This window comes from Vibrio halioticoli NBRC 102217 (genome assembly GCF_000496695.1).
Lineage (GTDB): Bacteria > Pseudomonadota > Gammaproteobacteria > Enterobacterales > Vibrionaceae > Vibrio > Vibrio halioticoli.
In genome coordinates, this window is sequence record NZ_BAUJ01000020.1 from 57,002 (window position 1) to 83,588 (window position 26,587).

Sequence of the window (26,587 nt, forward strand, 5' to 3'; positions counted from 1 at the left end):
ATGGGGGCATTTCTGTGAAAATAATAGCACTTTCAGAAATTAGCGTACCCATGTCGGAGAAATCATGAGCGATAAAGAAAATAAGATTAACGAAGAAGAACTAGAGCAAGCGGTGAACGAAGCGGAAAAAGTTGCAGAAGACGCAGCTGAAGAAGCACAAATTATCGGTGATGACGGTGATCTTGACGGGTATTTTGAGACAGCCGAAGAGATTGAAGAATCTAAAGTTGCTCAATTAGAAGCCGCTTTACTGCAAACAGAAACACGTTTGAAAGAGCAGCAAGATAGCGTTATTCGTGCTAAAGCTGAAGTTGAGAACATGCGTCGTCGTACAGAGCAAGAGATGTCTAAAGCTCGTAAATTTGCGATCAACAAGTTTGCAGAAGAATTATTACCAGTTATTGATAACCTAGAGCGCGCTATTGAAGCGGCAGATGCTGAGCACGAAGTGATTAAGCCAGTACTTGAAGGTATCGAGATGACGCATAAATCATTTATTGATGTTGTGTCTAAAAACGGCCTGAAAGAAATTAATCCTGTAGGTGAAGCGTTTAACCCTGAACTGCATAACGCAGTGTCTATGGTTGAAAGCCCAGATCACGACAGCAACATGGTTACTGTTGTTCTACAAAAAGGTTATGAGCTAAATGGTCGCGTAGTTCGTCCAGCTATGGTTATGGTTGCTAAGTAATCAATTTCGATTGATTAAACTCAATAAGAGAGGCTGTTTCAGCCTCTTTTTTTGTTTTTTTTTGCATGAAGTCTTGAAACATAGAATCGAGACCCTATCTATGGTGCAGAGCAATTAATCATAAGCTAACTGCTTTTAAAAAATTTTAGGCTTGGGGTTGAAACCAAGCCAATCATCCCCACTTATGGGGTATAAAGAAACAGATAATTAAATTCTTGGAGATAGCCTGATGGGTAAAATCATTGGTATTGACTTAGGTACAACTAACTCATGCGTTTCAGTTCTAGACGGTGACGCACCACGCGTAATCGAAAATGCAGAAGGCGAGCGTACAACCGCTTCTGTTATTGCTTACACAGACGGCGAAACTTTGGTTGGTCAGCCTGCTAAACGTCAAGCGGTAACCAACCCAGAGAACACGCTATTTGCAATCAAGCGTCTTATCGGTCGTCGTTTTGAAGATGAAGAAGTTCAGCGTGATATCGAAATCATGCCTTACAAAATTGTTAAGGCTGACAACGGTGATGCATGGGTAGAAGCAAGAGGCCAAAAAATGGCTGCTCCTCAAGTATCTGCTGAAATCTTGAAAAAAATGAAGAAAACTGCAGAAGACTTCCTTGGTGAAGAAGTAACTGGCGCTGTTGTTACAGTTCCTGCTTACTTCAACGATGCACAGCGTCAAGCAACTAAAGATGCGGGTCGTATTGCAGGTCTTGATGTTAAACGTATCATCAACGAACCAACAGCAGCGGCTCTAGCTTACGGTCTAGACAAGTCAGGCGGCGATCGCACTATCGCAGTTTATGACCTTGGTGGTGGTACTTTTGATATCTCAATCATCGAGATTGACGAAGTTGAAGGCGAAAAAACCTTTGAAGTTCTAGCAACTAATGGTGACACACACCTTGGTGGTGAAGACTTTGATACTCGTATGATCAACTACTTGGTTGACGAGTTCAAAAAAGAACAAGGTATCGACCTTAAACACGATCCTCTAGCGATGCAACGTGTTAAAGAAGCAGCAGAAAAAGCGAAAATTGAGCTTTCTTCTACTACTCAAACTGACGTAAACCTACCTTACGTTACCGCTGATGCGACTGGTCCTAAGCACATGAACGTTAAAGTGACTCGTGCAAAACTAGAAGCACTAGTTGAAGACCTAGTACAACGTTCTCTTGAGCCTCTAAAAGTTGCTCTAGCGGATGCTGACCTATCTGTAGGCGACATCACTGATGTTATCCTAGTAGGTGGTCAAACTCGTATGCCTATGGTTCAAGCTAAGGTAACTGAGTTCTTCGGTAAAGAACCACGTAAAGACGTTAACCCTGATGAAGCAGTAGCAATGGGTGCTGCAGTTCAAGGTGGTGTACTTGCGGGTGACGTTACTGACGTACTACTTCTTGACGTAACTCCATTGTCTCTAGGTATCGAGACTATGGGTGGCGTAATGACTAAGCTAGTTGAGAAAAACACCACTATCCCAACTAAAGCGAACCAAGTTTTCTCTACAGCAGAAGACAACCAGAATGCGGTAACTATCCACGTTCTTCAAGGTGAGCGTAAGCAAGCGTCTTACAACAAATCTCTAGGTCAATTTAACCTAGAAGGTATCCAAGCTGCACCACGCGGTATGCCTCAAATCGAAGTAACCTTCGACCTTGATGCGGATGGTATTTTGCACGTATCAGCGAAAGACAAACAAACTGGTAAAGAGCAAAAAATCACTATCCAAGCGTCTGGTGGCCTAAGCGACGACGATATCGAGAAAATGGTACAAGAAGCAGAAGCTAACAAAGAAGCGGACAAAAAGTTCGAAGAGTTAGTAACTACTCGTAACCAAGCTGACCAATTGATCCATGGTACTCGTAAACAAATGGAAGAAGCGGGTGACGCACTTCCAGCTGACGAGAAAACTAAGATCGAAGCAGCAATCACTGAGCTAGAAGAAGTTAAGTCTGGCGATGACAAAGAAGCTATCGACGCTAAAGTTCAAGCGCTTATGACAGCAGCTCAAAAGCTAATGGAAATCGCTCAACAGCAAGCTCAAGCTCAACAAGGTGCTGATGCAGGCCAAGAGCAAGCTAAAGACGACGACGTAGTTGATGCTGAATTTGAAGAAGTGAAAGACGAGAAGAAATAATTCTTCCCGATTAAAGAGGTCGATGCTTGATTAACGATAGATAATTAAATAGCGATCTCTTTAGTAAAGCTTCCCTCTTGGGAAAGCTTGCTCTTCAATATTGAAGTTGGGCGTTTAGGGAAACCTTAACGCCCTTCTGTTTGTAAAAGCGTTGTCGCTATAGATGATAGTTTTAGAACCTAGAACCTAGAACCTAGAACCGCCATCTATATCGATATAAACACTAAACGGTCTCTCCGTTTACAGTAAACAAATTGGTGACGAAACACATGTCTAAACGTGATCTTTATGAAGTACTTGGCGTAGCCCGAGATGCTTCTGAGCGTGATATCAAAAAAGCTTATAAACGCCTTGCGATGAAATACCACCCGGATAGAAACCACGGTGATGAAGCATCGGCAGAGAAGTTTAAAGAAGTGAAAGAAGCGTATGAGATTCTAACAGACTCTCAAAAACGCGCAGCTTACGATCAATACGGTCATGCCGCTTTTGAACAAGGTGGCATGGGCGGTGGCGGCGGCTTTGGCGGCGGCGGTAGCGGTGACTTCGGCGATATCTTTGGTGATGTGTTTGGCGATATCTTTGGTGGCGGCCGTCGTGGCGGTGGTCAACAACGCGCACAACGTGGTGCTGACTTACGTTACAACATGGAGCTGACTTTAGAAGAAGCGGTTCGTGGTTGTTCGAAAGAAATTGAAGTTCCTACATTAGTCGGTTGTGACGTGTGTGATGGCACAGGTGCTAAGAAAGGCTCTTCTGCGCAAACTTGTGGCACTTGTCATGGTCACGGCCAAGTACAAATGCGTCAAGGCTTCTTTGCGGTTCAGCAAGCGTGTCCAACCTGTCATGGTAAAGGCAAGATCATTAAAGATCCTTGTAACTCATGTCACGGTGAAGGCCGTAAGCACAAAACTAAATCACTTAACGTTAAGATCCCAGCCGGTGTTGATACTGGCGATCGCATTCGTCTTTCTGGCGAAGGTGAAGCGGGAGAGCACGGCGCTCCAACCGGTGACTTATATGTACAAGTACATGTTAAAGAGCACCACATCTTTGAACGTGACGGCAGCAACTTGTATTGTGAAGTCCCTGTTAGCTTTACTATGGCCGCTCTGGGTGGCGAAGTTGAAGTACCAACCTTAGATGGTCGAGTAAGCCTAAAAGTACCGGCGGAAACACAAACGGGCCGTATGTTCCGTATGCGTGGCAAAGGTGTGAAAGGCGTACGTGGCGGTCCACAAGGTGACTTGATTGTGAAGCTAGTGGTGGAAACGCCTGTGAAGCTAAATGCTCGTCAAAAAGAACTGCTTAAAGAGTTTGAAGAGTCTTGTGGCGGTGATGCTGCCAACAAGCATAAGCCTAAATCGAAAGGTTTCTTCGATGGTGTTAAGAAATTCTTTGACGACCTGACTAGCTAATTAAAAGTAATAGCTCGCAGTAAACATGCTTGCAGTAAAAAGCGTACAAATAAAGGCCAACCTAGTGTTGGCTTTTTTGTGCCTAAAAATCGTCTATAAAAGTATGACGGCTTGCGAGTTCCCTCCAAAGGCGTTAGCAGCATTAATAATTGCCAAGAGTTGTGCACTACGCTTGGCAGATGAAAACAACATCTTATGGTTTCTCAATATTAGAGGTTTTAGTGTGTTGCCTTTTGCTCGGAATAGTAGGGCAATGGACTGTCTCTTCGATTGCTGAGCAACTCGCCCAGCAAAAAATAAAAGCCGCTGCCGCTCAAGTGCATGGACTATTAACCAGCGCCAGCGATAGTGCGTATGGCATGAAAAAAGATCTGTGGCTGCATACTGCCTCGTCTAACTCGCAGCAATTATTTGCGCTACACACAGATAGTAGTGAGCGTAATTCAGAGTCATTGTTCAATGGCGCGCTCCATCCGCAAACTCTTGCTGACATCTCTATTACCACTACTTTTAGTACGCTTCGTTTTAGTGGCGTAACTGGTAGACCTTACGGTAATGGCAATATCAGTATTGGGCTCAATGACGAACCACGAGTTAAAGTTATCTTCCACGATATCACTGGCCGAATGCGTATCTGCGCAATTGAGGAGCGAGCCTATGGTTATCCCGCCTGTTAATTATGTATGTTCGCGCCGCACTTTAATGTATCGCTGTCAGCAGGGGCTGTCGTTACTTGAACTCGTATTGAGCTTAGGGTTATCAAGCGTGTTGTTGGTTGCAGTGTGCACCTTACTTGTCCATCAACAACAATTACTAGCCCAACAAATTAAGCACACACAACGTTTTATCGAAAGCCACTATCTTGCCAGCTATTTACGCGGGGAAGTCCGTCGTGCGGGGTATCAGCAGTTGGCATCGACCTATATCGAAGCATCCAAGTTGGGGCTGGGTTATCAAGATGAACAAGGAGGTTATCGCCGAATACTGATTTGGCGCGACGCTGCGCAATACAAACTCAAATACTGCGCAGACTCTACTGACGCACCGCAACCTCTCGCGCAAACCTGCTCAGAAAATATCAATTACTCGATGCTAAATGACAAACTTCTTTCTTTTAGGCAATTGGACGTTATAGGCTTAGGTTCCGCTGAACACTTGATTGATATTGAATACGGCATTGCAATTAAAGGCGAGTCCTCTGTAACTCATCAGGTGCTGGTTGCTTCGCGCAATATTGAATTCTCGACTGATGAGTAAGGCAATGCACTCGAATAAAGGTTATGTGTTGTTAACGGTTTTAAGTTTGTTGTTTGTATTAGGCTTTTTGGCGCTGGATAACGCTCGCTATCTTGCTAACGCATTAAGTGGGCAGTCTCATATGTATCAAAGCCGAGCTAGTTTGGATTGGGAGTTGGAATCCATGCTCAATTGTCAGGCGGTGCATTTAAGCGTGATACAAAACTTACCTAACAACGAATGTGATAATGACGCTGAAGTGCAGGTTGTAATTGAGCCACAACAAGCTGCTAATCAATATAAAATTGAAGCGCATAAAGAGAGCATTGCCACCAGTGCCGTTATTCAATTTGGCGATATGGAGCAAGACTACGCCGTGATAAGTAACTTTGCTCTTGATAGTGCATTTACTGCAACCTCGAGCTTAGTTGAGCCTTCGGCATTACTGTCATTTTATGCTTATAACGATATTGCATTATTACAGCCGCGGTGGGGGAGCACTCTAGAGGTGACATCCAAACAAAGCTGCGGCAATGAGCTGCTGACTTATTTAACCCAAACCGCCAGTACAGATATCGTGATAGAAGGCAGTTGCGCTATCAATCTTATGCAGTGGCAACAAGTTGTTGCTAGATCTCAGCAAGCTCCGCTCAACTTACTGTTTGTCGGTGACTCTATTGAGCTGATGGTTTCGGGTACATTGCGCGGAATATTGGCTATTTGGCAACAAACAGAGTCTACACAAACTGTGGTTATGCAAGGGACGTTAAGCATTGATGGAGGATTACAGCTGCATCTTGCTGAACCTATGGATACAAGCCAAGCCGAATTGCTGGTGCTTGAAAATACGTACAGCCTGCAAGAGGCCAGAGTTAAGTTTGCTAAGCGAAGTTGGCTTCAAGGGAGTTGGCGTGATTTCTAATTTCGCATCTAAAGTGCAAGCCGGCTTTAGCTTATTAGAGGTGCTTACCGCCAGCGCCTTGGTTTCGCTGTTGTCTGTGTTGCTGATAGAAGGTAGCGTATTTATACAGCGAGAAGTCAAATTCGCTGAGCAAAGTCTACAAGTATTAAATGTTGTTGAGAACAGGCTAGAGTTACACCGATTAGAAGTATTAACAGGTGAGAGCATAGCGCTCGAAAATGAGCACGCCAGTAGCACTCTACAAATAGCAGAATTTCAAATATCCAGTCAGAAACAATATGCAGTTTCATCGCTAGGAATATCAGGTACGCACATTACAGTTTCAGCCAGTTGGACTGATCCATGGCGTCGCCAACAGAGCTTATCCTTATCTACTTGGGTCGCATTCAAACAATAGGAATGTGTATTTTTTGTTAATGATAAATTTTCTTTATGGGATGAAATTCATAAGCGAGCTGAATACAAGTAAACAAAAGGTTGCTATGCTGTTTTTGTTTATTGGCGTCTGTGTTTTTATTTGTTTTGCAGTTGTTTTTAATATGCAAAACTTCTGCCAAATAGCACATTTTGCAAACTTAGATTCTGTTTTTGTCTGACTAATTAGTTAGAATGCCCGCCTTAATAAAAATAAGACCTATATTTAACGGTTTTACATTGTTGTAACGTCATACGGTGGTAATCCAATGAGCAACCAATTAGCTGATACAGCTACACCTAAACAAGGTGGAATGGATCGCTTCTTAAACCTGATTGAAAAAGCAGGTAATAAGATCCCTGATCCCGCAATTTTATTCTTTTGGGCATTAATTATAGTTTGGGTATCTTCAGCCTTGCTATCGAATGTTTCTTTTGACTTAGTTAACCCACGCACTGGTAATCCTCTTGAAATTACAAACCTTTTAACCGGTGATGCGTTAGCCAGTTTCTTAGCCAATATGGTCACAACCTTTACCGGTTTTGCACCGCTAGGTATCGTTTTAGTGGCAATGCTGGGTGTAGGTGTTGCTGACTCTTCAGGCTTTATTACTACTGGCCTGAAAAAAATGCTGAGCTTTACGCCAGCAAAACTGTTAACGCCAATGCTGATCCTTGTAGCTATTGTGTCTCACACAGCCGCAGATGCAGGTTATGTATTAGTTATCCCATTAGGCGGTATCATTTTCCATGCGGCAGGTCGCCATCCATTGGCGGGTATTGCAGCAGCGTTTGCGGGCGTATCAGGGGGGTTCTCTGCTAACTTTATTCCCTCTGGTATCGACCCGCTACTGGCTGGTTTCACGCAGACTGCAGCAAACGTATTAGACCCTGAGTATATTGTTAACCCACTGGCTAACATCTACTTTACTGGTCTATCTTCGGTGTTGATTGTTGCTATTGGTTGGTTTGTGACTGAGCGCATTATCGAACCGCGTTTAAACGCCACAACAAATGTTGATGAAGATGCAGAAGAAGCGCCTGATTTGGGTTCTATGACAGAGCTTGAGTCAAAAGCATTTAAATATGCTGGCTGGTCAATGATGGCAGGTATAGCACTATTAGTGTTTGCTATCATGCCTGAAAACTCGGCGTTACGTTCGCCAGAAGGTGAAATTACTGCATTCTCTGCACCTATCATGCAGTCGATTGTGCCACTGATCTTTATCCTATTTATCATCCCTGGCATCGTTTATGGTCGCGTAGTCGGTAAGTTCTCTAGCAGTAATGATGTGATTAAGTCGATGTCTGACACCATGAACACTATGGGTGCTTACATGGTGATGTCATTCTTCTGTGCGCAGTTCCTAGTGGCATTTGGTCAATCTAACATTGGTACTATGCTTGCGCTATATGGCGCGGAAGGCCTAAAAGCGATGAACCTTCCAGGTGAAGCGACAGTTGTGGGTATGATTTTGCTTACCGCAATGGTGAACTTACTGGTAGGTTCTGCATCGGCGAAATGGGCATTGATTGGTCCTATCCTTGTACCTATGTTGATGGCGGTAGGGATTTCTCCTGAGCTATCTCAAGCGGCTTATCGTGTAGGTGATTCAGTATCGAATATCATCTCACCATTGATGGTGTTCTTCCCGCTAGTGGTGGTGTACTGTCAGCGATATGTGAAGAATACGGGTATTGGTACGCTTGCGTCACTGATGATGCCATTCTCCATTGCCATGCTGATTGGTTGGACAATATTCTTGCTTGCTTACTGGGCACTGGGTATTCCGCTAGGTATTCAAGCACCTTACACTTACACAATGTAAGCGTTGCGATAAGCTGATTCTAAAAATAAAACCCGCTATGTTGCATAGCGGGTTTTTTATGTTTAAAAAGAAGCTGTGCTGCTACAAATGTTTGGCGTGAAAATGTAAGTGATCATCGATAAAGCTAGATATGAAAAAGTAGCTATGGTCATAACCCGCTTGCATACGCAGTTCAAAGTCGATGTCTTGCTGTGCGGCAACATCGATAAGGTGATTAGGCTTGAGTTGCTCTTCTAAAAAGCCATCCGCATCACCTTGGTCAATCAGGATAGGTAAACGACTGCCGTGTTTGGCGAGCAGTTTACACGCATCATATTCGGCCCATGTACTTTGGTCATTACCCAGATAATGAGAAAATGCTTTGATGCCCCACGGGCATTCTGTTGGGTTTGTGATAGGGCTAAACGCCGAAATAGACTGATATTGATGTGGGTTTTTTAAGCCGATGGTCAATGCGCCATGACCGCCCATGCTGTGCCCTGCGAGTGATTTTTTATCGGTGATAGGGAAGTGCTCTGCAATGAGTGCTGGCAGTTCATCAACAATATAAGAATACATTCGATAGTGTTTATCCCAAGGCGCTTGAGTGGCATTAAGATAAAAGCCTGCGCCTAAACCTAAGTCATAGGCCTGCTCAGCATCATCTGCAACATTATCTCCCCTAGGGCTAGTATCTGGCGCAACAATGGCGATGCCTAATTCTGCGGCTTTACGAAATGCTCCTGCTTTTTGCATAAAGTTTTCGTCATTACAAGTTAAGCCTGATAGCCAATACAGCACGGGCACCGCTTGTTGCTGTGCTTGTGGTGGCAAAAAAATGGCAAAGGTCATTTGAGTATGGGTTGAGTGTGCTTGATGGGTGTATCGCTGGTGGAGTCCACCAAACACGGTATTTTGACTGAGAAGTTGGATGGACATAGTGTTTCCTGTAGTAATATTGCTTTCTAATAATAAGAAAAGGCGCTGCGATTAATGAATAATGTACAGCGCCAAAAAGAAAGACCTATTTATCAAAATGTATCACAGTGCGGATACTTTCACCTTTGTGCATCAGCTCAAAAGCTTCATTGATATCTTCTAAACCCATGGTGTGAGTAATGAAATCTTGCAGGCCAAATTCACCCGCCATATAACGCTCAACAATTTCTGGCAATTCAGAGCGGCCTTTTACTCCGCCAAAGGCACTGCCGCGCCATACACGACCTGTGACTAACTGGAATGGGCGAGTGGAGATTTCTTGCCCTGCGCCAGCCACGCCAATAATCACAGATTCCCCCCAACCTTTATGACAACACTCGAGTGCAGAGCGCATTACATCGACATTGCCGATACATTCAAATGAATACTCCACGCCGCCATCGGTCATCTCAACAATCACATCTTGGATGGGTTTGTCGAAATTTTTAGGGTTGATGCAATCGGTCGCGCCAAGCTGTTTAGCCAGCTCAAATTTACTTTCATTAATATCAACGCCAATGATGCGGTTTGCGCCTGCCATTTTTGCGCCAATAATAGCGGAAAGGCCAATGCCACCTAGACCAAAGATTGCCACGTTGTCGCCTTTTTCAACTTTGGCGGTATTGAGCACCGCTCCCATACCTGTAGTGACGCCGCAACCTAATAAACAGACCTCTTCAAGAGGCGCCTCTTTGTTGACCTTAGCCAGTGAAATTTCAGGCAATACGGTAAATTCAGAGAAAGTTGAGCATCCCATATAGTGATAAATAGGTTGTCCATCTTTGTAAAAGCGCGTGGTGCCATCGGGCATTAGGCCTTTACCTTGTGTCTCTCGAACCGCTTGGCAAAGGTTGGTTTTTCCTGATTTACAGAACTTACACTCACCACATTCTGCGGTATACAGAGGAATGACGTGATCGCCAACCGCAACGCTCGTCACCCCTTCACCAACCATTTCCACAATGCCTCCACCTTCATGCCCCAAAATTGAAGGGAAGATGCCTTCAGGATCGTCACCCGATAGAGTAAAGGCATCGGTATGACAGACGCCGGTGGCGATAATCTTAACCAGAACTTCGCCTTTTCTAGGCAGCATCACATCCACTTCTTCCATTTTCAGTGGCTGGTTTGGCCCCCATGCAACAGCGGCGCGTGATTTGATAAATTGGTCAGTGGTCGTCTTGGTCATGATGGTTTCCTATTGGCGAACGTATGAATTAAAACTTTAGACTATAGGGACGATTATATTGTTTCTTTTGAAGTGATAAACTAGCCTTTATGAAAATCACTTTTACGCAGGTGTAATAATGTCGCAGTGGGAAGGCATTGAAGAATTTGTCGCAGTGGCGGATAGCGAGAGTTTTACTAAAGCGGCGCAAATGCTAGATACATCCGTGGCGCAAGTGAGCCGTAAGTTGTCTGCTTTAGAAGCTCGTTTAGGGGTAAAGCTAGTACAAAGAACGACTCGCCGCGTTTCTGTAACCGAAGTGGGCTTAGGTTATGCTCAGCATTGTCGCATGTTACTTGATGGGCTTGCTGAAGCTGAAAGAGAAGTGACTCAAGTGCATTCTCAGCCCATAGGACGTCTGCGAATTACCGCCCCAACGACTTACGGTGAAAGTGTTATTGCGCCAATGCTAATGCAATTTGTTGCCCGTTATCCGCAATTAGAATTAGATTTACAGCTGAGCAATAAACGTTTAGATCTTATTGCCGATAAATTTGATATTGCCATACGTATAGGGACGCTTCCTGACTCGTCATTGATTGCGAAGAAACTGACTGAGCGACAACAATATGTGTGTGCTTCGGCTGGATTTATTGCCCAATATGGAAAGCCGACACACCCTGCACAACTAACCGACTATCCCTGCTTATTGGGTTCATCCTCTACGTGGCGTTTTACGGAAAACAACAAAAAGCTAAGCCTGACGATGAAAGGGCGACTTCGTTGTAATAACGGTAATGTGCTCACCCAAGCGGTATTGCAAGGCAATGGTATTGTGCAACTGCCTGATTTTTATGTTGCCCGCTATTTGCAAGATCATAGCTTGCTTGAACTATTAAAAGATTATCGTGCAGAAAAAGAGACCATTTGGGCGCTCTATCCACAAAATAGGCATTTATCACCCAAAGTAAAATTGGCCATAGAGTTTTTGAGTGAACAACTTGCGCAAGGTAAGTTTTGCCCCAATTCATATAATGGAACAACATGGTAGGCGAGTCATGCTCAATAAGCACAGCAGTAAAGAGAGTGAGTAATACAGTGAATGAAGTAGAAGTAAGCCAGTTTTCTGAGCAAGATGAGCAATTTATGCGTCGTGCTATTGAGTTGGCACGCAATGCCGAAAATGAAGGTGAAGTTCCTGTTGGGGCGGTATTGGTTCGAGATAATCAAATTGTCGCTGAGGGATGGAATCGCTGTATCGGCACGCACGATGCCACCGCACATGCAGAAATCCAAGTCTTGAGAAAGGCGGGTGAGTCACTGCAAAACTATCGTCTATTAGACACTACCTTATATGTGACACTAGAGCCTTGCCCAATGTGTGCAGGCGCACTATTGCATAGCCGAGTAAAGCGCATAGTGTTTGGTGCACCTGATTTAAAAGCGGGCGCAGCAGGCACAGTATTAGACTTGTTCTCTAGCCAAGCAGCCTATCATTTTGCTGATGTTGAATCGGGGTTATTAGAACAAGAGTGTCGGGAACAACTACAAGCGTTTTTTAAACGACGTCGCAAGGAACAAAAAGAGTTAAAGCGTTTACAAAAAGAGGCGCAGCAGAAAGGGGATTAGGCAAACATTTCGCTAGTTAAGTGCCAAATGTTTGCGCGCGGGTGTGACTAGATAGCTAACATTACGTAAGAACGATTTCGCCAAAGAAGCTTCTTCTTATTGTTGGCTCGCATACGCTTACGACGGTTAGCTGAAACGGTGCCACTTGATAACTTCTTTGACAGTTTTCTTTTCAGTTTCAACGAACAATCTCCTATGAAATTTACGGCAGCAAACGTTTGAATTACACACATTATTGTTGTTTGCTGTACTCATATATAGAGGATGATTGTTACCGTTATATGAAATCAAGCAAAGGAAACATCTCTCAAATAAAGCAAGCTCTTGCATATTTACATTTAAAATGTGAACCATCTCAACTGTTTGGACGCGATTACTATTTTGAATCGCTGTCCATTGACGTATTGGCTGCTGAATGTGTCATGTGCGGCGCTTCAATGACGGTTAGATCATCAGTGCCGGTTTCCACTTTATTATGATCACGCTGATCAATATGACCTATGATGCTTTGGTAGTATCGGCGAATACTTTCTACGTAGTTGAGTGCTTCATCACCACGGGCATAGCCATAACGAGTGTATTCGTAATAGCCTTTTTTACGCAGTTTTGGTAAGCGGGTTTTCACATCACTCCACAGATCGGGATTGGCTCCTTGAGCTTTGGCGATACGTCTAGCATCCATCACATGACCATATCCGACATTATAGGAGGCCAATGCAAACCAAATTTTTTCATGTTGATTGATACTGTCAGGAATTCGATTGACGATCTTTCTTAGATATTCAACGCCGCCACGAATCGATTGCTCTGGATCTAGGCGATCTTTTACCCCTACGCTTTTAGCGGTAGGTAGAGTCAACATCATCATGCCTCGCACTCCCGTTGGAGACTTAGCTTTAGGGTTCCAGTGAGATTCTTGATAGGCGAGTGCGGCCACTAAACGCCAATCAAACTCGCCAGCGTATTTTTGGAATAGTGATTCCCATTTTGGCAGTTTGCTGTCCAGTGCGCGGACAAAGGCGCGAGTATCCACATAATCAAAGTCGTCGATGTGACCAAAGTATTTCTCTTCAATAAGACGCAACTGACCGTCTTGGTGAATGTTGCCAAAAAACTCGATTACTAAGGCGTATAGACTCTCATCAACCCCGCGCGGTAAGTACCATGAAGTAGGTTGATCTTCGGTAAGCTCAAAAGCTAAGGCGATATTTGGGTAGATGCGCTGCGCAAGTGACAGTTCGATAGAGTCAACCACGGTAAATAAACGTTCGCCCGTGGAAACTTGTTTTAGCAGATCATTGGTATCGTAACTATCGGTGATGGTGTATTTCAGGTCGGGGTGCGTTTTGGCTAAATCCAACAAGGTTTGTTGAAAGTGTGAGCCTTTGACCACAGTAATGGATTCGCCACTGTCGATAAGCTGTTTTAGGTTGCGAGGACGCCAAGTGCCTTTTTTATACACCACTTGCTGACTGACGTAGTAGTAAGCCGGTCCGGCACGAAATGTTTTCACTCGATTGGGCGCTTGGGTGAGCCCAGCCGCCACGATATCTATTTCACCATTTTGCAACGCAGGGAACAGTTCAGAGAGGCGATAAGCGGGTTTGATTTCCAGACGAACCCCTAATTGATTAGCAAAAGCAGAGGCAAGGTCGTACTCCATGCCTGTGGGGCCGTCGGGGCCAATATAATAGGAAAGCTGATTGTTTAGCGTGCCGACACGTAATACGCCACGTTCTTGGATTTTTTGTAGCTCTGTTTGTGTATCGGTATCGTATTGACAGCCAACAACAGAAAGCAAGGTCACTATGGTGATAGCCAATGTACAAAATTTCGTTAACCATTTAGTGAACACTGACGTGCGCATAGTGTTTTGTCACTCCAACAATCGAGGGTAATTATTTTAATTATACGCCTTTATATCAAACCCACTATCAAGGGGGAAGTGAAACAGTATTAACAAGTACTTAACTCAAGTTTCATTTTTTATGAGGCGCAATTTATCCTCAACTAAGCCTTTGACGCAAAAATTTGCGCAAACGGTTGCTTTTTGTGTTACTTCACAAAAAGATTTGCTTTATAATACGCCCGAAACAGCAGAGGCAATACTGAAGTAAAAATAATAAAAAATCATAACTTATTGTTTTTACTTGAATATTATCTTTAATCCATCATCAAGAGACCTAAGCACATGAGAATTTTGCGTGGCTCCCCAGCTCTTTCTGAGTTTCGTGTACAAAAATTACTAGAACTTTGTCGTGAACAAGGCCTACCTGTTACAGGTATTTATGCTGAGTTTATGCATTTTGCAGACGTAAGTGCAGAACTTGACGCCTCAGAGACAGATAAGCTAGAAAAACTGCTTACCTATGGTCCAACGATCGAAGAACATGAACCACAAGGGACTTTATTCCTTGTGACTCCACGCCCTGGCACCATCTCCCCATGGTCATCTAAATCAACTGATATTGCCCACAATTGTGGTCTAGACACAGTGAAGCGTCTAGAACGTGGTACGGCTTACTACGTTGAGACATCAGTCGCCTTAGATGAAGTACAAATCAAGGCTGTGAAAGCATTGATTCATGACCGCATGATGGAAGTGGTCTTTAATGAGATGGAACAAGCTTCAGCGTTATTTACAGTTGCAGAACCTGCGCCACACACTGTGGTTGACTTGCTTGCTGGTGGCCGTAAAGCCCTAGAAGAAGCGAACATCACCCTAGGTCTTGCACTAGCTGAAGACGAAATTGATTACCTAGTTGAGAACTTCAATAAACTAGGCCGTAATCCAAACGACATCGAGCTGATGATGTTTGCTCAAGCAAACTCTGAGCACTGTCGTCATAAGATCTTTAACGCCGATTGGACAATCGATGGCGTCGCGCAAGACAAGTCATTGTTCAAAATGATCAAAAACACCATGGAAGTGACTCCTGACCACGTATTGTCTGCTTATAAAGATAACGCAGCGGTAATGGAAGGTTCTAAAGTAGGTCGTTTCTTCCCAGATCCAGAAACTCGCCAATACTCTTACAATCATGAAGATGCGCACATCTTAATGAAGGTTGAGACTCATAACCACCCAACCGCTATTTCTCCTTGGCCGGGTGCTTCTACCGGTTCTGGCGGCGAAATTCGTGATGAAGGCGCAACCGGTATTGGTGGTAAACCAAAAGCAGGTTTAGTGGGCTTTACCACATCTAACCTACGCATTCCTGGTTTTGAACAGCCTTGGGAAACGGACTTTGGTAAACCAGGTCGCATCGTAACCGCGTTGGATATTATGACTGAAGGCCCACTAGGTGGCGCAGCATTTAACAACGAATTTGGTCGTCCAAACCTATTGGGTTACTTCCGTACTTACGAAGAAAAAGTGACGTCTCACGCCGGTGAAGAAATCCGTGGTTACCACAAGCCGATTATGTTGGCAGGTGGCATGGGTAACATCCGTGACGAGCACGTGCAAAAACGTGAAATTCCAGTGGGCGCAAAACTGATTGTTCTTGGCGGCCCTGCGATGAACATTGGCCTTGGCGGCGGCGCGGCCTCTTCTATGGCTTCAGGCCAATCGGCAGAAGATCTTGATTTTGCTTCAGTACAACGTGAAAACCCAGAGATGGAACGTCGTTGTCAGGAAGTAATTGACCGCTGTTGGCAGTTAGGTGAAGAAAACCCAATCGCCTTTATCCACGATGTGGGCGCTGGCGGTATCTCAAACGCACTTCCTGAGCTTGTTGATGACGGCGAGCGTGGCGGTAAATTCCAGCTACGTGACGTGCCAAACGATGAGCCGGGCATGAGCCCTCTTGAAATTTGGTGTAATGAATCTCAAGAACGCTACGTAATGGCGGTTGCTGATGAAAACATGGCGACTTTCGACGCTATTTGTAAGCGTGAGCGTGCACCGTACGCTGTAGTAGGTATTGCAACTGAAGAGCGTGAACTAACGCTAGAAGATACTCACTTCGATAACATGCCAATTGACATGCCGATGGATGTATTGCTTGGCAAAACACCTAAAATGTACCGTGATGCGAAAACGCTAAAAGTCGATAGCCCTGCTATCAACCGTGACGGTGTTGAGCTAAACGAAGCCATTGATCGCGTACTGCGTTTGCCAACGGTTGCTGAGAAAACCTTCCTTATCACCATCGGTGACCGTAGCGTTACTGGCCTTGTAGCTCGTGACCAAATGGTCGGCCCTTGGCAGGTTCCAGTGGCTAACTGTGCGGTAACGGCGGCAAGTTACGATACTTACCACGGCGAATCTATGTCTATCGGTGAGCGTACTCCGGTTGCTCTGCTAGACTTTGGCGCATCTGCACGTTTGGCGGTAGGTGAGTCTCTAACTAACATCGCAGGTACTGATATCGGCGATATTAAACGCATTAAGCTTTCGGCTAACTGGATGTCTCCAGCAGGTCACCCTGGTGAAGACGCGGGTCTTTACGAAGCGGTTAAAGCGGTAGGCGAAGAGCTATGTCCTGCGCTGGGTCTAACTATCCCTGTGGGTAAAGACTCAATGTCAATGAAGACTAAGTGGAATGAAAACGGCGAAGACAAAGAAGTGACTTCTCCTCTTTCACTAGTAATTACGGCATTTGGTCGTGTTGAAGATGTTCGTAAGACTGTGACTCCTCAGCTACGCACTGACAAAGGCGAATCAAGCCTAGTATTGGTTGACCTTGGTAACGGTAAAAACCGTTTAGGCGCAACAGCGCTAGCGCAAGTGTACAAACAACTGGGCGACAAGCCAGCTGACGTTGACAACGCAGAGCAGCTAAAAGGCTTCTTCGATGCAATGCAAACCTTGGTTCGTGATGACAAGCTAGTGGCTTACCACGATAAAGGCGATGGCGGTTTATTTGTTACGCTTGCAGAGATGGCATTTGCCGGTCACTGTGGCGTGAAAGCGGATATCTCTGAGCTTGGCGAAGACGTTCTAGCGGCACTATTTAACGAAGAGTTAGGCGCAGTTGTTCAAGTTAACAATAGCGACCTAGACTTTGTTCGCACTGTACTGGCAAGTAACGGCCTAGAAGCATGTTCTCATGTTATCGGCACAGTTGAAGCAACCGATAAAGTAGAAATCTACGCTCACGGCGCAGCCGTTGTTGACCGTTCACGTACTGAGCTACGTACTATCTGGGCTGAAACTACGCATAAGATGCAAGCACTGCGTGATAACCCTGTGTGTGCTGACCAAGAGTTTGCCGCCAAGAAAGACAACTCAGACCCAGGTCTGAACGTGGATCTTACTTTTGACGTAAACGAAGATATCGCAGCGCCTTACATTGCTACTGGCGTTAAACCTAAGATGGCTATCTTGCGTGAGCAAGGCGTGAACTCTCACGTGGAAATGGCGGCTGCTTTTGACCGTGCTGGTTTCGATTCTGTGGATATCCACATGAGCGATATCTTAACCGGTCAAGCGGTACTTGAAGAATACCAAGGCCTAGTGGCTTGTGGTGGCTTCTCTTATGGTGACGTATTGGGCGCAGGTGAAGGTTGGGCTAAGTCTGTATTGTTTAATGCGCAAGCTCGTGACCAATTTGCTGGTTTCTTCAACCGTCAAGACACTTTCTCATTAGGTGTATGTAACGGTTGTCAGATGCTATCCAATCTTAAAGAGTTGATTCCGGGTGCTGACTTATGGCCGCGCTTTGTACGCAACGAATCTGAGCGTTTTGAAGCTCGCTTTAGCTTGGTTGAAGTGCAAAAATCGGACTCTGTATTCTTTGATGGTATGGCTGGCTCTCGCATGCCAATCGCTGTTTCTCACGGTGAAGGCCGCGTAGAAGTGAAAGACTCAGCTCACCTGAATGCGATTGAGAACTCTGGTACGGTTGCGCTTCGTTACGTTGATAATAACGGTAACGCGACTCAGCAATACCCGAACAACCCGAACGGTTCACCAAACGCAATCACAGGTCTAACAACCGCAGATGGCCGTGTCACTATCATGATGCCTCACCCAGAGCGTGTATTTAGAACTGTGGCAAACTCTTGGGCTCCTGAGTCTTGGGGCGAAGATTCTGCTTGGATGCGCATGTTCCGTAACGTTCGTAAGAACATCGGCTAATAGCTAAGCCATAGCAACATTATTTAATAAGCGACCTTAACGGTCGCTTTTTTTATAAATGCGATCGGGTCATGCAATGTGAATAAAAATGTAAATATTTCTTATTTTTCAATGGCAAAGGTTTAATAGTGAACTACCTTAATAGAGCTAATTAATTTTTCTATGCTCTAATAAGGGATTGTTTGTATGAGAAAATTTTGTTTGAAAGCCATTGGCGCCGCTGTGCTAGCTGCATCGCTGACCGGTTGTATTGGTAGCAACGCAGTAACAGGTTACGTGATGAAGTTTAACCTTGAAGTGGTGGATAACCGTTATGCTCGTGGTGGTGTGAACATGCTACTTGCACCTGCGTATGCTTTGTCAGTAGCTGCCGATACATTGATCTTCAACTCCATCGAATTCTGGGCAGGCAAAAACCCGCTAAATGGCAAGCCGCATATCTTCGACTCAAAAGTTGAAACTATGTACAACATGAACGATGATCTTGACCCATCACTTACCGAAGCGCCACTAGATCCTATTAGTATGCGTCAGGTTGAATCATCGACGTTTGAAGCGATTGATGCTAATACAGTGCAAATGAATGTCACTTATAATAATGGTGAAAAAGCACTGATTGAAGGTGTGCGCGATGGTGAGAAAGTTAGCTATTACTACAATGGTGACTTGGTCGCAGAAACGACACTTGCACAACTGCAAGAGCTAGCAGCAACGAAAGCTTAGTGTTGGTTATAGAATAGAAAAAGCCGAGCATTGCTCGGCTTTTGTCGTTTAAGGGCATAGTTAAGTATAGCTAAGCGCTTAACTAACCTTTGTTTGGAATGTGTTTGAGTAGATTGACCATTTGTTCCCAGTAAAGATCAACGGTATCAATTTTTACTTTTTCATCCGGTGAGTGAGGGAAGCGGATAGTCGGGCCAAACGACAGCATATCCATATTCGGGTAAGGCTTTTTGAATAGGCCACACTCTAAACCGGCATGGATAACCATAATGTTAGGGATGTGTCCGTATACTTGCTGATACATATCGCGGAATACCGCCATGATTTCTGAATTTGCATCCGGTTTCCAGCCAGGGTAAGCGCCAGAGAAAGTCACTTTTGCGCCAGCCAAAGTTGCCACAGAAGTGAGCATGCTTTCGACTTGACGACGACCTGAATCAATTAAAGAACGAATCAAGCACAGCGCAGTCACTTTATCTTGCTCGGTCGTAATCACGCCAAGGTTTAGCGAGGTTTCAACCACACCTTCAATCGCATCACTCATGCGGATTACGCCATTCGGGCATGCATTTAGCGCGGCAATTAACGCTTGCTGGCTTTGCTCAGAGAATACACCGAACTGCGCTTCTACATCTTCAATGAAAGTCGCAATAGTCGTTTCAATAGCACCTAACTCAGCGGTTAAGGTCTTGGTGTATTCGGTAAGTGCTGTTGCTAATTTGCCAATGTTTTGCGTTGCAACGGCGAGAGTAACAGAGCCTTCACGAGGAATAGCGTTGCGCAGGCTACCACCATTGAAATCAATCAATTTTAGGTCAAGTTGCAAAGCGTGATCGGCAAGGAAGCGAGCCAGCAGTTTGTTAGCATTGCCACGGCCTGTGTGAATATCACAACCAGAGTGACCGCCTTTTAAGCCTTTTAAAATCAGTTTTTTCGCAACAAAACCTTCCGGAATTGCTTCACGTTGCACGTCAAATTCAAGACTAGAGTCAATACCGCCAGCACAGCCCATGTAGACTTCGCCTTCTTGCTCTGAATCGGTATTAAGTAGGATGTCACCTTCTAGCCAACCTTCTTGAAGAGCGAATGCACCTGTCATCCCTGCTTCTTCATCAATAGTCAGCAGTACTTCAATTGGGCCATGCTCAATATCTGTTGCGGCTAGTACAGCAAGACAGGATGCCATGCCAATACCGTTATCAGCGCCAAGGGTAGTGCCAGTTGCTGTTACCCATTCACCATCAATATAAGGAAGGATAGGATCGAGGGTAAAGTCGTGTTCGGTATCTTCGTTTTTTTGCGGAACCATATCGAGGTGCGCTTGTAGTACCACCCCTTTTTTGTTTTCCATGCCTGCGGTAGCGGGTTTTTTGATAAACAGATTACCAGCGCTATCGGATTTCACCGCCAGACCTTGTGCTTTTGCCCACTCTACAATGTGGTCAGAAAGTGCTTGCTCATGTTTTGATGGGTGAGGGATAGAGCAAATTTTATCGAAAAATGGCCAGATCGGGTTTTGCGTTTGCGCAGTGATCTCGCTAAGAAATGTGGACATGGTGATACTCCTTCATGCTTATAAGTACTGTCTTTACAGACGGTACATTGACTGGCATTGATATAGCTCAGTTTAATGGGGTTAGGATATCACTCACTGCTAGGGTTGCACAGGCAAAGTAAGGTTTGTGATGTCAGCTTATAGTGAGTTGTTAATTTATTGCAATCAATGTGTATTTAGTTAATTTATTTTACTGGTGAAATTAAATTACAGAAACAAGCTCGTAAATTGCACTAAATGGAAAAATTGACGCTTTTGAATAAATATACTTGTAATTAAATTACAGTATTGGTAATATATTTCCTGTCGATACAGACCACCCTTCTGTGAGTCACCCCACTCATTATTTGGTCTGTACCAATGCTAAATTAAAGCGCAAACTTGTTGTTTTTCAACTGGTTAGCCTTGAGATTATAGATGTGTAACTTTTGGACTTGTTGGTCGAGATTATTATGTATCTACAGTTTCAACCCTGTAATAGGGTTTTTAAGCATGTGATTGAACTTCGGTTCACCCCTGATATATTGGAAATTAATTACTGATTTCATAAGCCGTCCATCTGGAACGGCTTTTTTTTCGCCTGCAGTTTCTACTTTTAAAATGAAAAGCATACTCATTTCAAATTGTAAATCTTGCACTTTAGTTGCTCTGGGAGGAGTAGAGAGGCGAATAGGGGGTTTTTATGTGCTACATCCTTAAATAATTGCTGCTAATGCGATGAAAGATTTTAAGGAGTATAAAAAACGCACAAATTAATTGTTTGGATTTAGTCAAAATATATTTATTAATATCAATGGCTTAGTGCGTATGGTTGCATGTGAAATAAATAAGGAATGTGTGTTCATTAAAGAAATAGACGAAGCAGTATGGTATTTCGTCATGTTACTCTCTATAATTCACGCCAATTTATTTACGCAAACGTTTACTTTTATATATTTTTAGGAATTGATAATGCTGGAGAAGCTATTCAAACTACGTGAACATGGTACAACGGTTCGCACGGAAATCATTGCAGGTATCACTACCTTCCTGACAATGGCTTACATCATTTTTGTTAATCCAACAATGTTGTCAGCAACAGGTATGGATCACGGAGCTGTTTTTGTAGCAACGTGTTTGGCTGCTGCAATTGGCTGTTTTGTGATGGGTCTATACGCTAACTATCCGATTGCCCAAGCACCAGGTATGGGGCTAAATGCCTTCTTTACTTATGGTGTTGTGCTAGGAATGGGTTACACATGGCAAGTGGCGCTAGCTGCAGTATTCATGTCTGGTATTTTGTTTGTTCTACTGAGCCTATGCCGCATCCGTGAATGGATCATTAACTCAATCCCTATGTCACTGCGTACTGGTATCTCTGCTGGTATCGGTCTTTTCCTTGCCTTTATCGGTCTTAAAAATGCCGGTATCGTCGTTGATAACCCAGCAACTTTGGTTTCTTTGGGTGATATCACAGGCCTACACGCTATTTTAGCGGCGGTTGGCTTCTTTATTACCATTGCACTTGTTCATCGTGGAACAAGCGGCGCGGTTATGATTGCTATCCTTTGTGTCACTGTTTTAGGCATGATTTTCGGTGACGTTCAATATCACGGTATTATGGCTCCACCGCCAAGCTTAGCGCCTACCTTTATGCAGTTGGATTTTGCCGGTGTATTTGAAGTGGGCATGATCTCGGTTGTGTTTGCATTCTTGTTTGTGGATTTGTTTGATACCGCCGGTACGCTGGTTGGTGTGGCAACTAAAGCGAACTTAATTAAAGAAGATGGCAAGCTGCCTCGTCTAAATAAAGCGTTACTTGCTGATTCAACAGCAACTTCTTTTGGTGCTTTGCTTGGTACATCAAACACAACGTCATACGTTGAGTCTACAGCGGGTGTTGCTGCGGGTGGTCGTACTGGTTTAACTGCTGTGACTGTTGGCGTACTTTTCCTATTGGCTTTGCTGTTTTCTCCATTAGCTAGTATGATTCCGGCTTATGCGACAGCTGGCGCACTGTTTTATGTAGCTATCTTAATGCTATCTGGTCTGGTAAATATCGACTGGAGTGATATTACAGAAGCAGCCCCTGTTGTAGTCACTTGCTTGCTAATGCCGCTAACATTCTCTATTGCAGAGGGCATTACATTAGGCTTTATTTCTTACGCTGCAATAAAATTGTTAAGCGGTAAAGGGCGCGATGTATCTGTAAGTGTGTGGATTATGTCAGCTATCTTTATATTAAAATATGCTTTTGCCGGTTAATTAGTCTTAAATAGGTTTACCCGTTATGCCAAAAAAACACATCATTACTTGGGATGAAATGCAGACCAACTGTCGCGAACTTGCTGCGCGTCAAATGCCTGCTGAACAATGGAAAGGAATTTGGGGTGTTAGCCGTGGTGGTTTAGTCCCTGCTGCTATCCTTGCTCGCGAATTAGGTATTCGTTATGTGGATACTATTTGTATCTCAAGTTACGACCATGATCACCAACGTGATATGAGCGTTCTCAAAGCTCCTGAGGGTGATGGTGAAGGCTTCCTTATCGTTGAAGATTTAGTTGATAGTGGCGATACAGCACGTAAATTACGTGAAATGTACCCTAAAGCTAAATTGATTGCGGTTTGTGCAAAACCTTCTGGCGCTGATCTATTAGATGACTATGTTGTCGATATTGAACAGGAAACCTGGATTGAGCAACCTTGGGACATGCAGCTAACGTTTGTTGAACCTATCAATCGCAAACGCAAGTAATTAAGGTTATTGACCTTTTGCTAGAAGTCGCAAAATAAATTTTATGTAAAATGCCTCTATATTAGAGGCATTTTTTGTTTATGCTTAGTGATAAGTTCAACATGTAGACGCCCCTTTATGAATGATGACAACAATAAGAACCTTTCTGAAAAACTGTTTACCAAACATCTAAAAGCCAAAGAAACGTCGTGCTTGACTCAATATATGCCAAGCAGTTTAAGTTTGCTTGAAGATAAGCCGGCACAATCTTGGTATCGCAACCTGCGTCGTTTGCAGTGGATTTGGCAAGGTGCTGATCCCATCGAGCAGGAACAAGTGTTAGCCCGCATCTCTTCATCAACACACTCCCGTTCTACCGATGAGTGGTTGGATACAGTGACCGGTTTTCGTTCGGGAAACTGGGCCTATGAGTGGACTCAGGCCGCCATGACGCATCAACGTCACGCTAATGATTTAAAAGGCGACGAAGCGGCTCTCGCTCTGTACAAAGCGAGCTTGTATTTTAGCATCGCCGCCTATCCACACATTAAAGGCGATAACTTAGCGTCACAAGCTCAAGTGCTGGCCAATAAAGCCTACGATGAAGCATCACGTTTAAGTAAATACGTGTTCAAGCAAATTAATGTACCGTACAAAGGCAAAACCATTCAGGCGAATTTGCATTTGCCACACACTGAGCGTCCACTGCCGGTTGTGGTTGTGTGTGCAGGTCTTGATAGCTTACAAACGGATATGTGGAAACTGTTTTTAGATTACCTCGCACCGAATGAGTTTGCGATGCTAACCATAGATATGCCATCGATCGGTAAAAGCAGCAAATGGACATTATCGGAAGATTCCAGCTGTTTGCACAAAGCGGTACTAGAACATCTACCACAAGTCCCTTTTATTGATCACTGGAATGTTGGTTTACTTGGTTTTCGCTTTGGTGGTAACGCATTAGTCAGATTAAGCTTTTTAGAGCAAAGTCGCGTTAAGGCGTGTGTCACTATCGGCGCTCCAGTGCATGATATTTTGGCTTCTCCTGATAAAGTCGCAAGCATGCCTAAAATGTATTTAGATGTTTTAGGATCTCGATTAGGCAAATCACCCGTTGATATTAAAAGTTTAGCCGGACAAATGTCGGCATGGTCTTTAAAAACGCAAGGTTTACTGGCTTCAAGACGCACTAACGTTCCTTTGCTGGCTATCTCTTTAGATGGCGACCCTATTGCACCTCATAGCGACAATAAGCTGATCTCAATGTCGAGCAAAGTGGGGCAAGCGGTAAAAGTTCCTTCTAAGAATTTGAGCCAAGGTTATCAAAAATCGTTAGATTTGGCGGTTGACTGGTTGTTAAATGAATTAAAATCGTGACAACAATGTTAATTTAATGGCACTATGACTCCTGCTTATGTAACTGATGAGCAACAATAAAACGTATCGCACTCTATTGTTGCGAACGAAAAATAATAAAAAATGGAGTTATTATGCTAGGGAAGCAACCAACTTATCATCGTATGATCGCTAAGCTTAAAGCGATCGGTCCGTATTTACGTGAGTCAGAATGTCAGCCAAATTTATTTTTGTTTGATTGCCTATCCGTATGCGTCGATGATAAAAAGTCACCTGAATGTCGTGAGTTTTGGGGCTGGTGGATGGAGCTTGAAAAACAAGAAGATGGCTCAACCTGTATCGCGCATTTTCATCATGGCAAATACAATGCATCAGGCGCTTGGATTGATGAAAAATTACCAGCGGCAGCCGAAGCAGAAGTGAAACGTACTCAGTCTGTTTTTCAAAGCAAAATTCAAGCTCAGCTGAGCGAACAGTTTGCATTTGAGTTTGAGCTTCATGAGGATTCTGAAGCTGTAGCTTAATGAAAACTTGAGAATAAAGGCACCTTAGGGTGCCTTTTTGCTTTTTTGCTTGTGAAACTGTGCTTAGCTTGTTAAAAAAGAAGCTCCTTTATCAATATGAATGAGTAACAAATGCAAGCTAAGACAGTTGTTGTAAAACTAGGCACTAGTGTAATAACTGGCGGTTCTCAATATCTTAATCGCGCTCACATGGTCGAATTAGTCCGCCAGTGCGCTGAATTGAAACAACGTGGTTATCACTTAGTGTTGGTATCTTCTGGTGCGATTGCCGCAGGTCGAGAACAATTGGGTCACCCCAGTCTGCCTAAATCAATGGCCACCAAACAACTGCTAGCTGCTGTCGGTCAGTCACATCTAATCCAAGTATGGGAATCTCTCTTCTCTATCTACAATTTGAAGATAGGGCAGATGTTATTGACTCGCGCCGACCTTGAAGACAGAGAGCGTTTCTTAAATGCCCGCGATACGATTAATACGCTAGTTGAACACAATATTATTCCAATCGTGAATGAAAATGATGCGGTTGCCACAACCGAAATCAAAGTGGGGGACAATGACAACCTATCGGCATTGGTGGGCATTTTATGTGGCGCTGATACTTTGGTTTTGCTGACCGATCAGCCGGGTTTATTTACCGCCGATCCTCGAAGCAACCCTGATGCGAAATTGATTCGTGAAGTCTCTACCATTGATGAAACCTTGATTAAAATTGCCGGTGGCAGTGGCACGACCCTAGGCACTGGTGGTATGGCAACTAAACTGCAAGCCGCTGACATTGCCAGACGTTCTGGGATTGAAGTTATCATTGCCGCAGGCAGTGCCGATAATGTAATTTTAGAGAGTGTTTCCTCTTCTCCTTGTGGTACACGTTTCCTTCCTTTGCCTGAATCTTTAGAAAACCGAAAACGTTGGATATTGGCAGGCCCTGCTGCCTCTGGTGACATTGTTATCGATGATGGCGCAGTGAATGCGTTGCAACGTAAAGGCAGCAGTCTACTGGCAAAAGGGGTGACAGAGGTCAACGGTGAGTTCGCACGTGGCGAAGTCGCGCGTATTGTGAATCAATCAGGCACTCTCATTGCCAAAGGCTTAGTTAAATATTCCAGTGAAGATATGCTGCAAATTCAAGGTATGCACAGCAAAGAAATTGGTGAAGTTCTTGGGCATGATTATGGCTCAGAGATCATCCACCGTGACGATTTAGTCATGATGCAAGATTAACGGCTG

The 26,587-nt window shown here is 44.2% G+C and carries 23 protein-coding genes; 17 read left to right on the forward strand and 6 right to left on the reverse strand.

All coding sequences use genetic code 11. From position 1 onward, the window contains the following. Positions 1-64: 64 nt before the first annotated feature. From grpE to VHA01S_RS07945, 8 genes are all read left to right on the forward strand, one after another. Complete coding sequence (grpE, locus tag VHA01S_RS07905) at positions 65-691, forward strand: nucleotide exchange factor GrpE (protein ID WP_023403837.1); 627 nt, start codon at positions 65-67, stop codon at positions 689-691. Positions 692-920: 229 nt separating this feature from the next. Continuing rightward, the gene (dnaK, locus tag VHA01S_RS07910) at positions 921-2,831 is read left to right on the forward strand and encodes a molecular chaperone DnaK (RefSeq protein ID WP_023403838.1); all 1,911 of its coding nucleotides are present in this window, start codon (positions 921-923) and stop codon (positions 2,829-2,831) included. Positions 2,832-3,100: 269 nt separating this feature from the next. Continuing rightward, a complete protein-coding gene (gene dnaJ / locus VHA01S_RS07915; RefSeq protein WP_023403839.1) occupies positions 3,101-4,249 on the forward strand; it encodes a molecular chaperone DnaJ in 1,149 nt (382 codons plus the stop codon). A 179-nt stretch (positions 4,250-4,428) separates the two neighbouring features. Next, positions 4,429-4,926 carry a hypothetical protein gene (locus VHA01S_RS07920; RefSeq protein ID WP_039970429.1) on the forward strand — a complete coding sequence of 166 codons (498 nt, stop codon included), beginning with the start codon at positions 4,429-4,431 and terminating at the stop codon, positions 4,924-4,926. Then, complete coding sequence (locus tag VHA01S_RS07925) at positions 4,907-5,506, forward strand: hypothetical protein (RefSeq protein ID WP_023403841.1); 600 nt, start codon at positions 4,907-4,909, stop codon at positions 5,504-5,506. The genes VHA01S_RS07920 and VHA01S_RS07925 overlap by 20 nt, the downstream gene beginning before the upstream one ends. A 4-nt stretch (positions 5,507-5,510) precedes the next feature. Then, entirely contained in the window at positions 5,511-6,407 is an 897-nt protein-coding gene (locus tag VHA01S_RS18470; RefSeq protein WP_023403842.1) for a hypothetical protein, read from the forward strand. After that, positions 6,397-6,804, forward strand: coding sequence for a prepilin-type N-terminal cleavage/methylation domain-containing protein (locus VHA01S_RS07935; protein ID WP_023403843.1), 408 nt, complete (start codon positions 6,397-6,399; stop codon positions 6,802-6,804). The genes VHA01S_RS18470 and VHA01S_RS07935 overlap by 11 nt, the downstream gene beginning before the upstream one ends. A 286-nt stretch (positions 6,805-7,090) precedes the next feature. Then, complete coding sequence (locus tag VHA01S_RS07945; RefSeq protein ID WP_023403844.1) at positions 7,091-8,650, forward strand: AbgT family transporter; 1,560 nt, start codon at positions 7,091-7,093, stop codon at positions 8,648-8,650. Positions 8,651-8,731: 81 nt separating this feature from the next. On the opposite strand, the gene fghA is transcribed toward VHA01S_RS07945, so the two are convergent. Further along, positions 8,732-9,568 (reverse strand): S-formylglutathione hydrolase, encoded by an 837-nt coding sequence (fghA, locus tag VHA01S_RS07950; RefSeq protein ID WP_023403845.1) that lies wholly within the window; start codon positions 9,566-9,568, stop codon positions 8,732-8,734. Between the two features lie 85 nt (positions 9,569-9,653). Continuing rightward, entirely contained in the window at positions 9,654-10,796 is a 1,143-nt protein-coding gene (locus VHA01S_RS07955; protein ID WP_023403846.1) for an S-(hydroxymethyl)glutathione dehydrogenase/class III alcohol dehydrogenase, read from the reverse strand. 118 nt (positions 10,797-10,914) lie between these two features. On the opposite strand from VHA01S_RS07955, the gene VHA01S_RS07960 reads away from it, so the two are divergent. Both VHA01S_RS07960 and tadA read left to right on the forward strand, forming a co-directional pair. Beyond that, a complete protein-coding gene (locus VHA01S_RS07960) occupies positions 10,915-11,826 on the forward strand; it encodes a LysR substrate-binding domain-containing protein (RefSeq protein WP_023403847.1) in 912 nt (303 codons plus the stop codon). Between the two features lie 47 nt (positions 11,827-11,873). Next, positions 11,874-12,404: a tRNA adenosine(34) deaminase TadA gene (gene tadA, locus VHA01S_RS07965; protein ID WP_023403848.1), complete on the forward strand. Its 531-nt coding sequence runs from the start codon at positions 11,874-11,876 to the stop codon at positions 12,402-12,404. A 47-nt stretch (positions 12,405-12,451) separates the two neighbouring features. On the opposite strand, the gene VHA01S_RS18630 is transcribed toward tadA, so the two are convergent. Both VHA01S_RS18630 and mltF read right to left on the reverse strand, forming a co-directional pair. Further along, positions 12,452-12,586, reverse strand: coding sequence for a hypothetical protein (locus VHA01S_RS18630; protein WP_255209306.1), 135 nt, complete (start codon positions 12,584-12,586; stop codon positions 12,452-12,454). A gap of 194 nt (positions 12,587-12,780) precedes the next feature. Next, a complete protein-coding gene (gene mltF / locus VHA01S_RS07970; RefSeq protein WP_023403849.1) occupies positions 12,781-14,271 on the reverse strand; it encodes a membrane-bound lytic murein transglycosylase MltF in 1,491 nt (496 codons plus the stop codon). Between the two features lie 324 nt (positions 14,272-14,595). Between mltF and purL the strand changes: the two genes are divergently transcribed. Together purL and VHA01S_RS07980 are read left to right on the forward strand one after the other, a co-directional pair. Then, on the forward strand, positions 14,596-18,489 hold the full coding sequence (gene purL / locus VHA01S_RS07975) for a phosphoribosylformylglycinamidine synthase (RefSeq protein WP_023403850.1): 3,894 nt from the start codon (positions 14,596-14,598) through the stop codon (positions 18,487-18,489). Positions 18,490-18,675: 186 nt separating this feature from the next. Beyond that, positions 18,676-19,212, forward strand: a complete 537-nt coding sequence (locus VHA01S_RS07980) for a DUF3332 family protein (RefSeq protein WP_023403851.1) — start codon at positions 18,676-18,678, stop codon at positions 19,210-19,212. An 82-nt stretch (positions 19,213-19,294) separates the two neighbouring features. Here the strand turns inward: VHA01S_RS07980 and VHA01S_RS07985 are convergent, their stop codons facing one another. Both VHA01S_RS07985 and VHA01S_RS07990 read right to left on the reverse strand, forming a co-directional pair. Further along, positions 19,295-20,767 (reverse strand): aminoacyl-histidine dipeptidase, encoded by a 1,473-nt coding sequence (locus tag VHA01S_RS07985; protein WP_023403852.1) that lies wholly within the window; start codon positions 20,765-20,767, stop codon positions 19,295-19,297. 458 nt (positions 20,768-21,225) lie between these two features. Further along, positions 21,226-21,405, reverse strand: coding sequence for a hypothetical protein (locus tag VHA01S_RS07990; protein ID WP_023403853.1), 180 nt, complete (start codon positions 21,403-21,405; stop codon positions 21,226-21,228). A gap of 313 nt (positions 21,406-21,718) precedes the next feature. Here VHA01S_RS07990 and VHA01S_RS07995 point away from each other — a divergent pair, with 313 nt between their 5' ends. The 5 genes from VHA01S_RS07995 to proB all read left to right on the forward strand — a co-directional run bounded on the left by VHA01S_RS07995 (position 21,719) and on the right by proB (position 26,581). Next, complete coding sequence (locus VHA01S_RS07995; RefSeq protein WP_023403854.1) at positions 21,719-23,011, forward strand: NCS2 family permease; 1,293 nt, start codon at positions 21,719-21,721, stop codon at positions 23,009-23,011. 25 nt (positions 23,012-23,036) lie between these two features. After that, positions 23,037-23,501 carry a xanthine phosphoribosyltransferase gene (gene gpt / locus VHA01S_RS08000; protein ID WP_023403855.1) on the forward strand — a complete coding sequence of 155 codons (465 nt, stop codon included), beginning with the start codon at positions 23,037-23,039 and terminating at the stop codon, positions 23,499-23,501. 117 nt (positions 23,502-23,618) lie between these two features. Next, positions 23,619-24,857, forward strand: coding sequence for an esterase FrsA (frsA, locus tag VHA01S_RS08005; RefSeq protein WP_023403856.1), 1,239 nt, complete (start codon positions 23,619-23,621; stop codon positions 24,855-24,857). Between the two features lie 113 nt (positions 24,858-24,970). Further along, positions 24,971-25,360 carry a sigma factor-binding protein Crl gene (gene crl / locus VHA01S_RS08010; protein ID WP_023403857.1) on the forward strand — a complete coding sequence of 130 codons (390 nt, stop codon included), beginning with the start codon at positions 24,971-24,973 and terminating at the stop codon, positions 25,358-25,360. Positions 25,361-25,471: 111 nt separating this feature from the next. After that, the gene (proB, locus tag VHA01S_RS08015) at positions 25,472-26,581 is read left to right on the forward strand and encodes a glutamate 5-kinase (RefSeq protein ID WP_023403858.1); all 1,110 of its coding nucleotides are present in this window, start codon (positions 25,472-25,474) and stop codon (positions 26,579-26,581) included. The last annotated feature ends 6 nt before the right edge of the window (positions 26,582-26,587 follow it).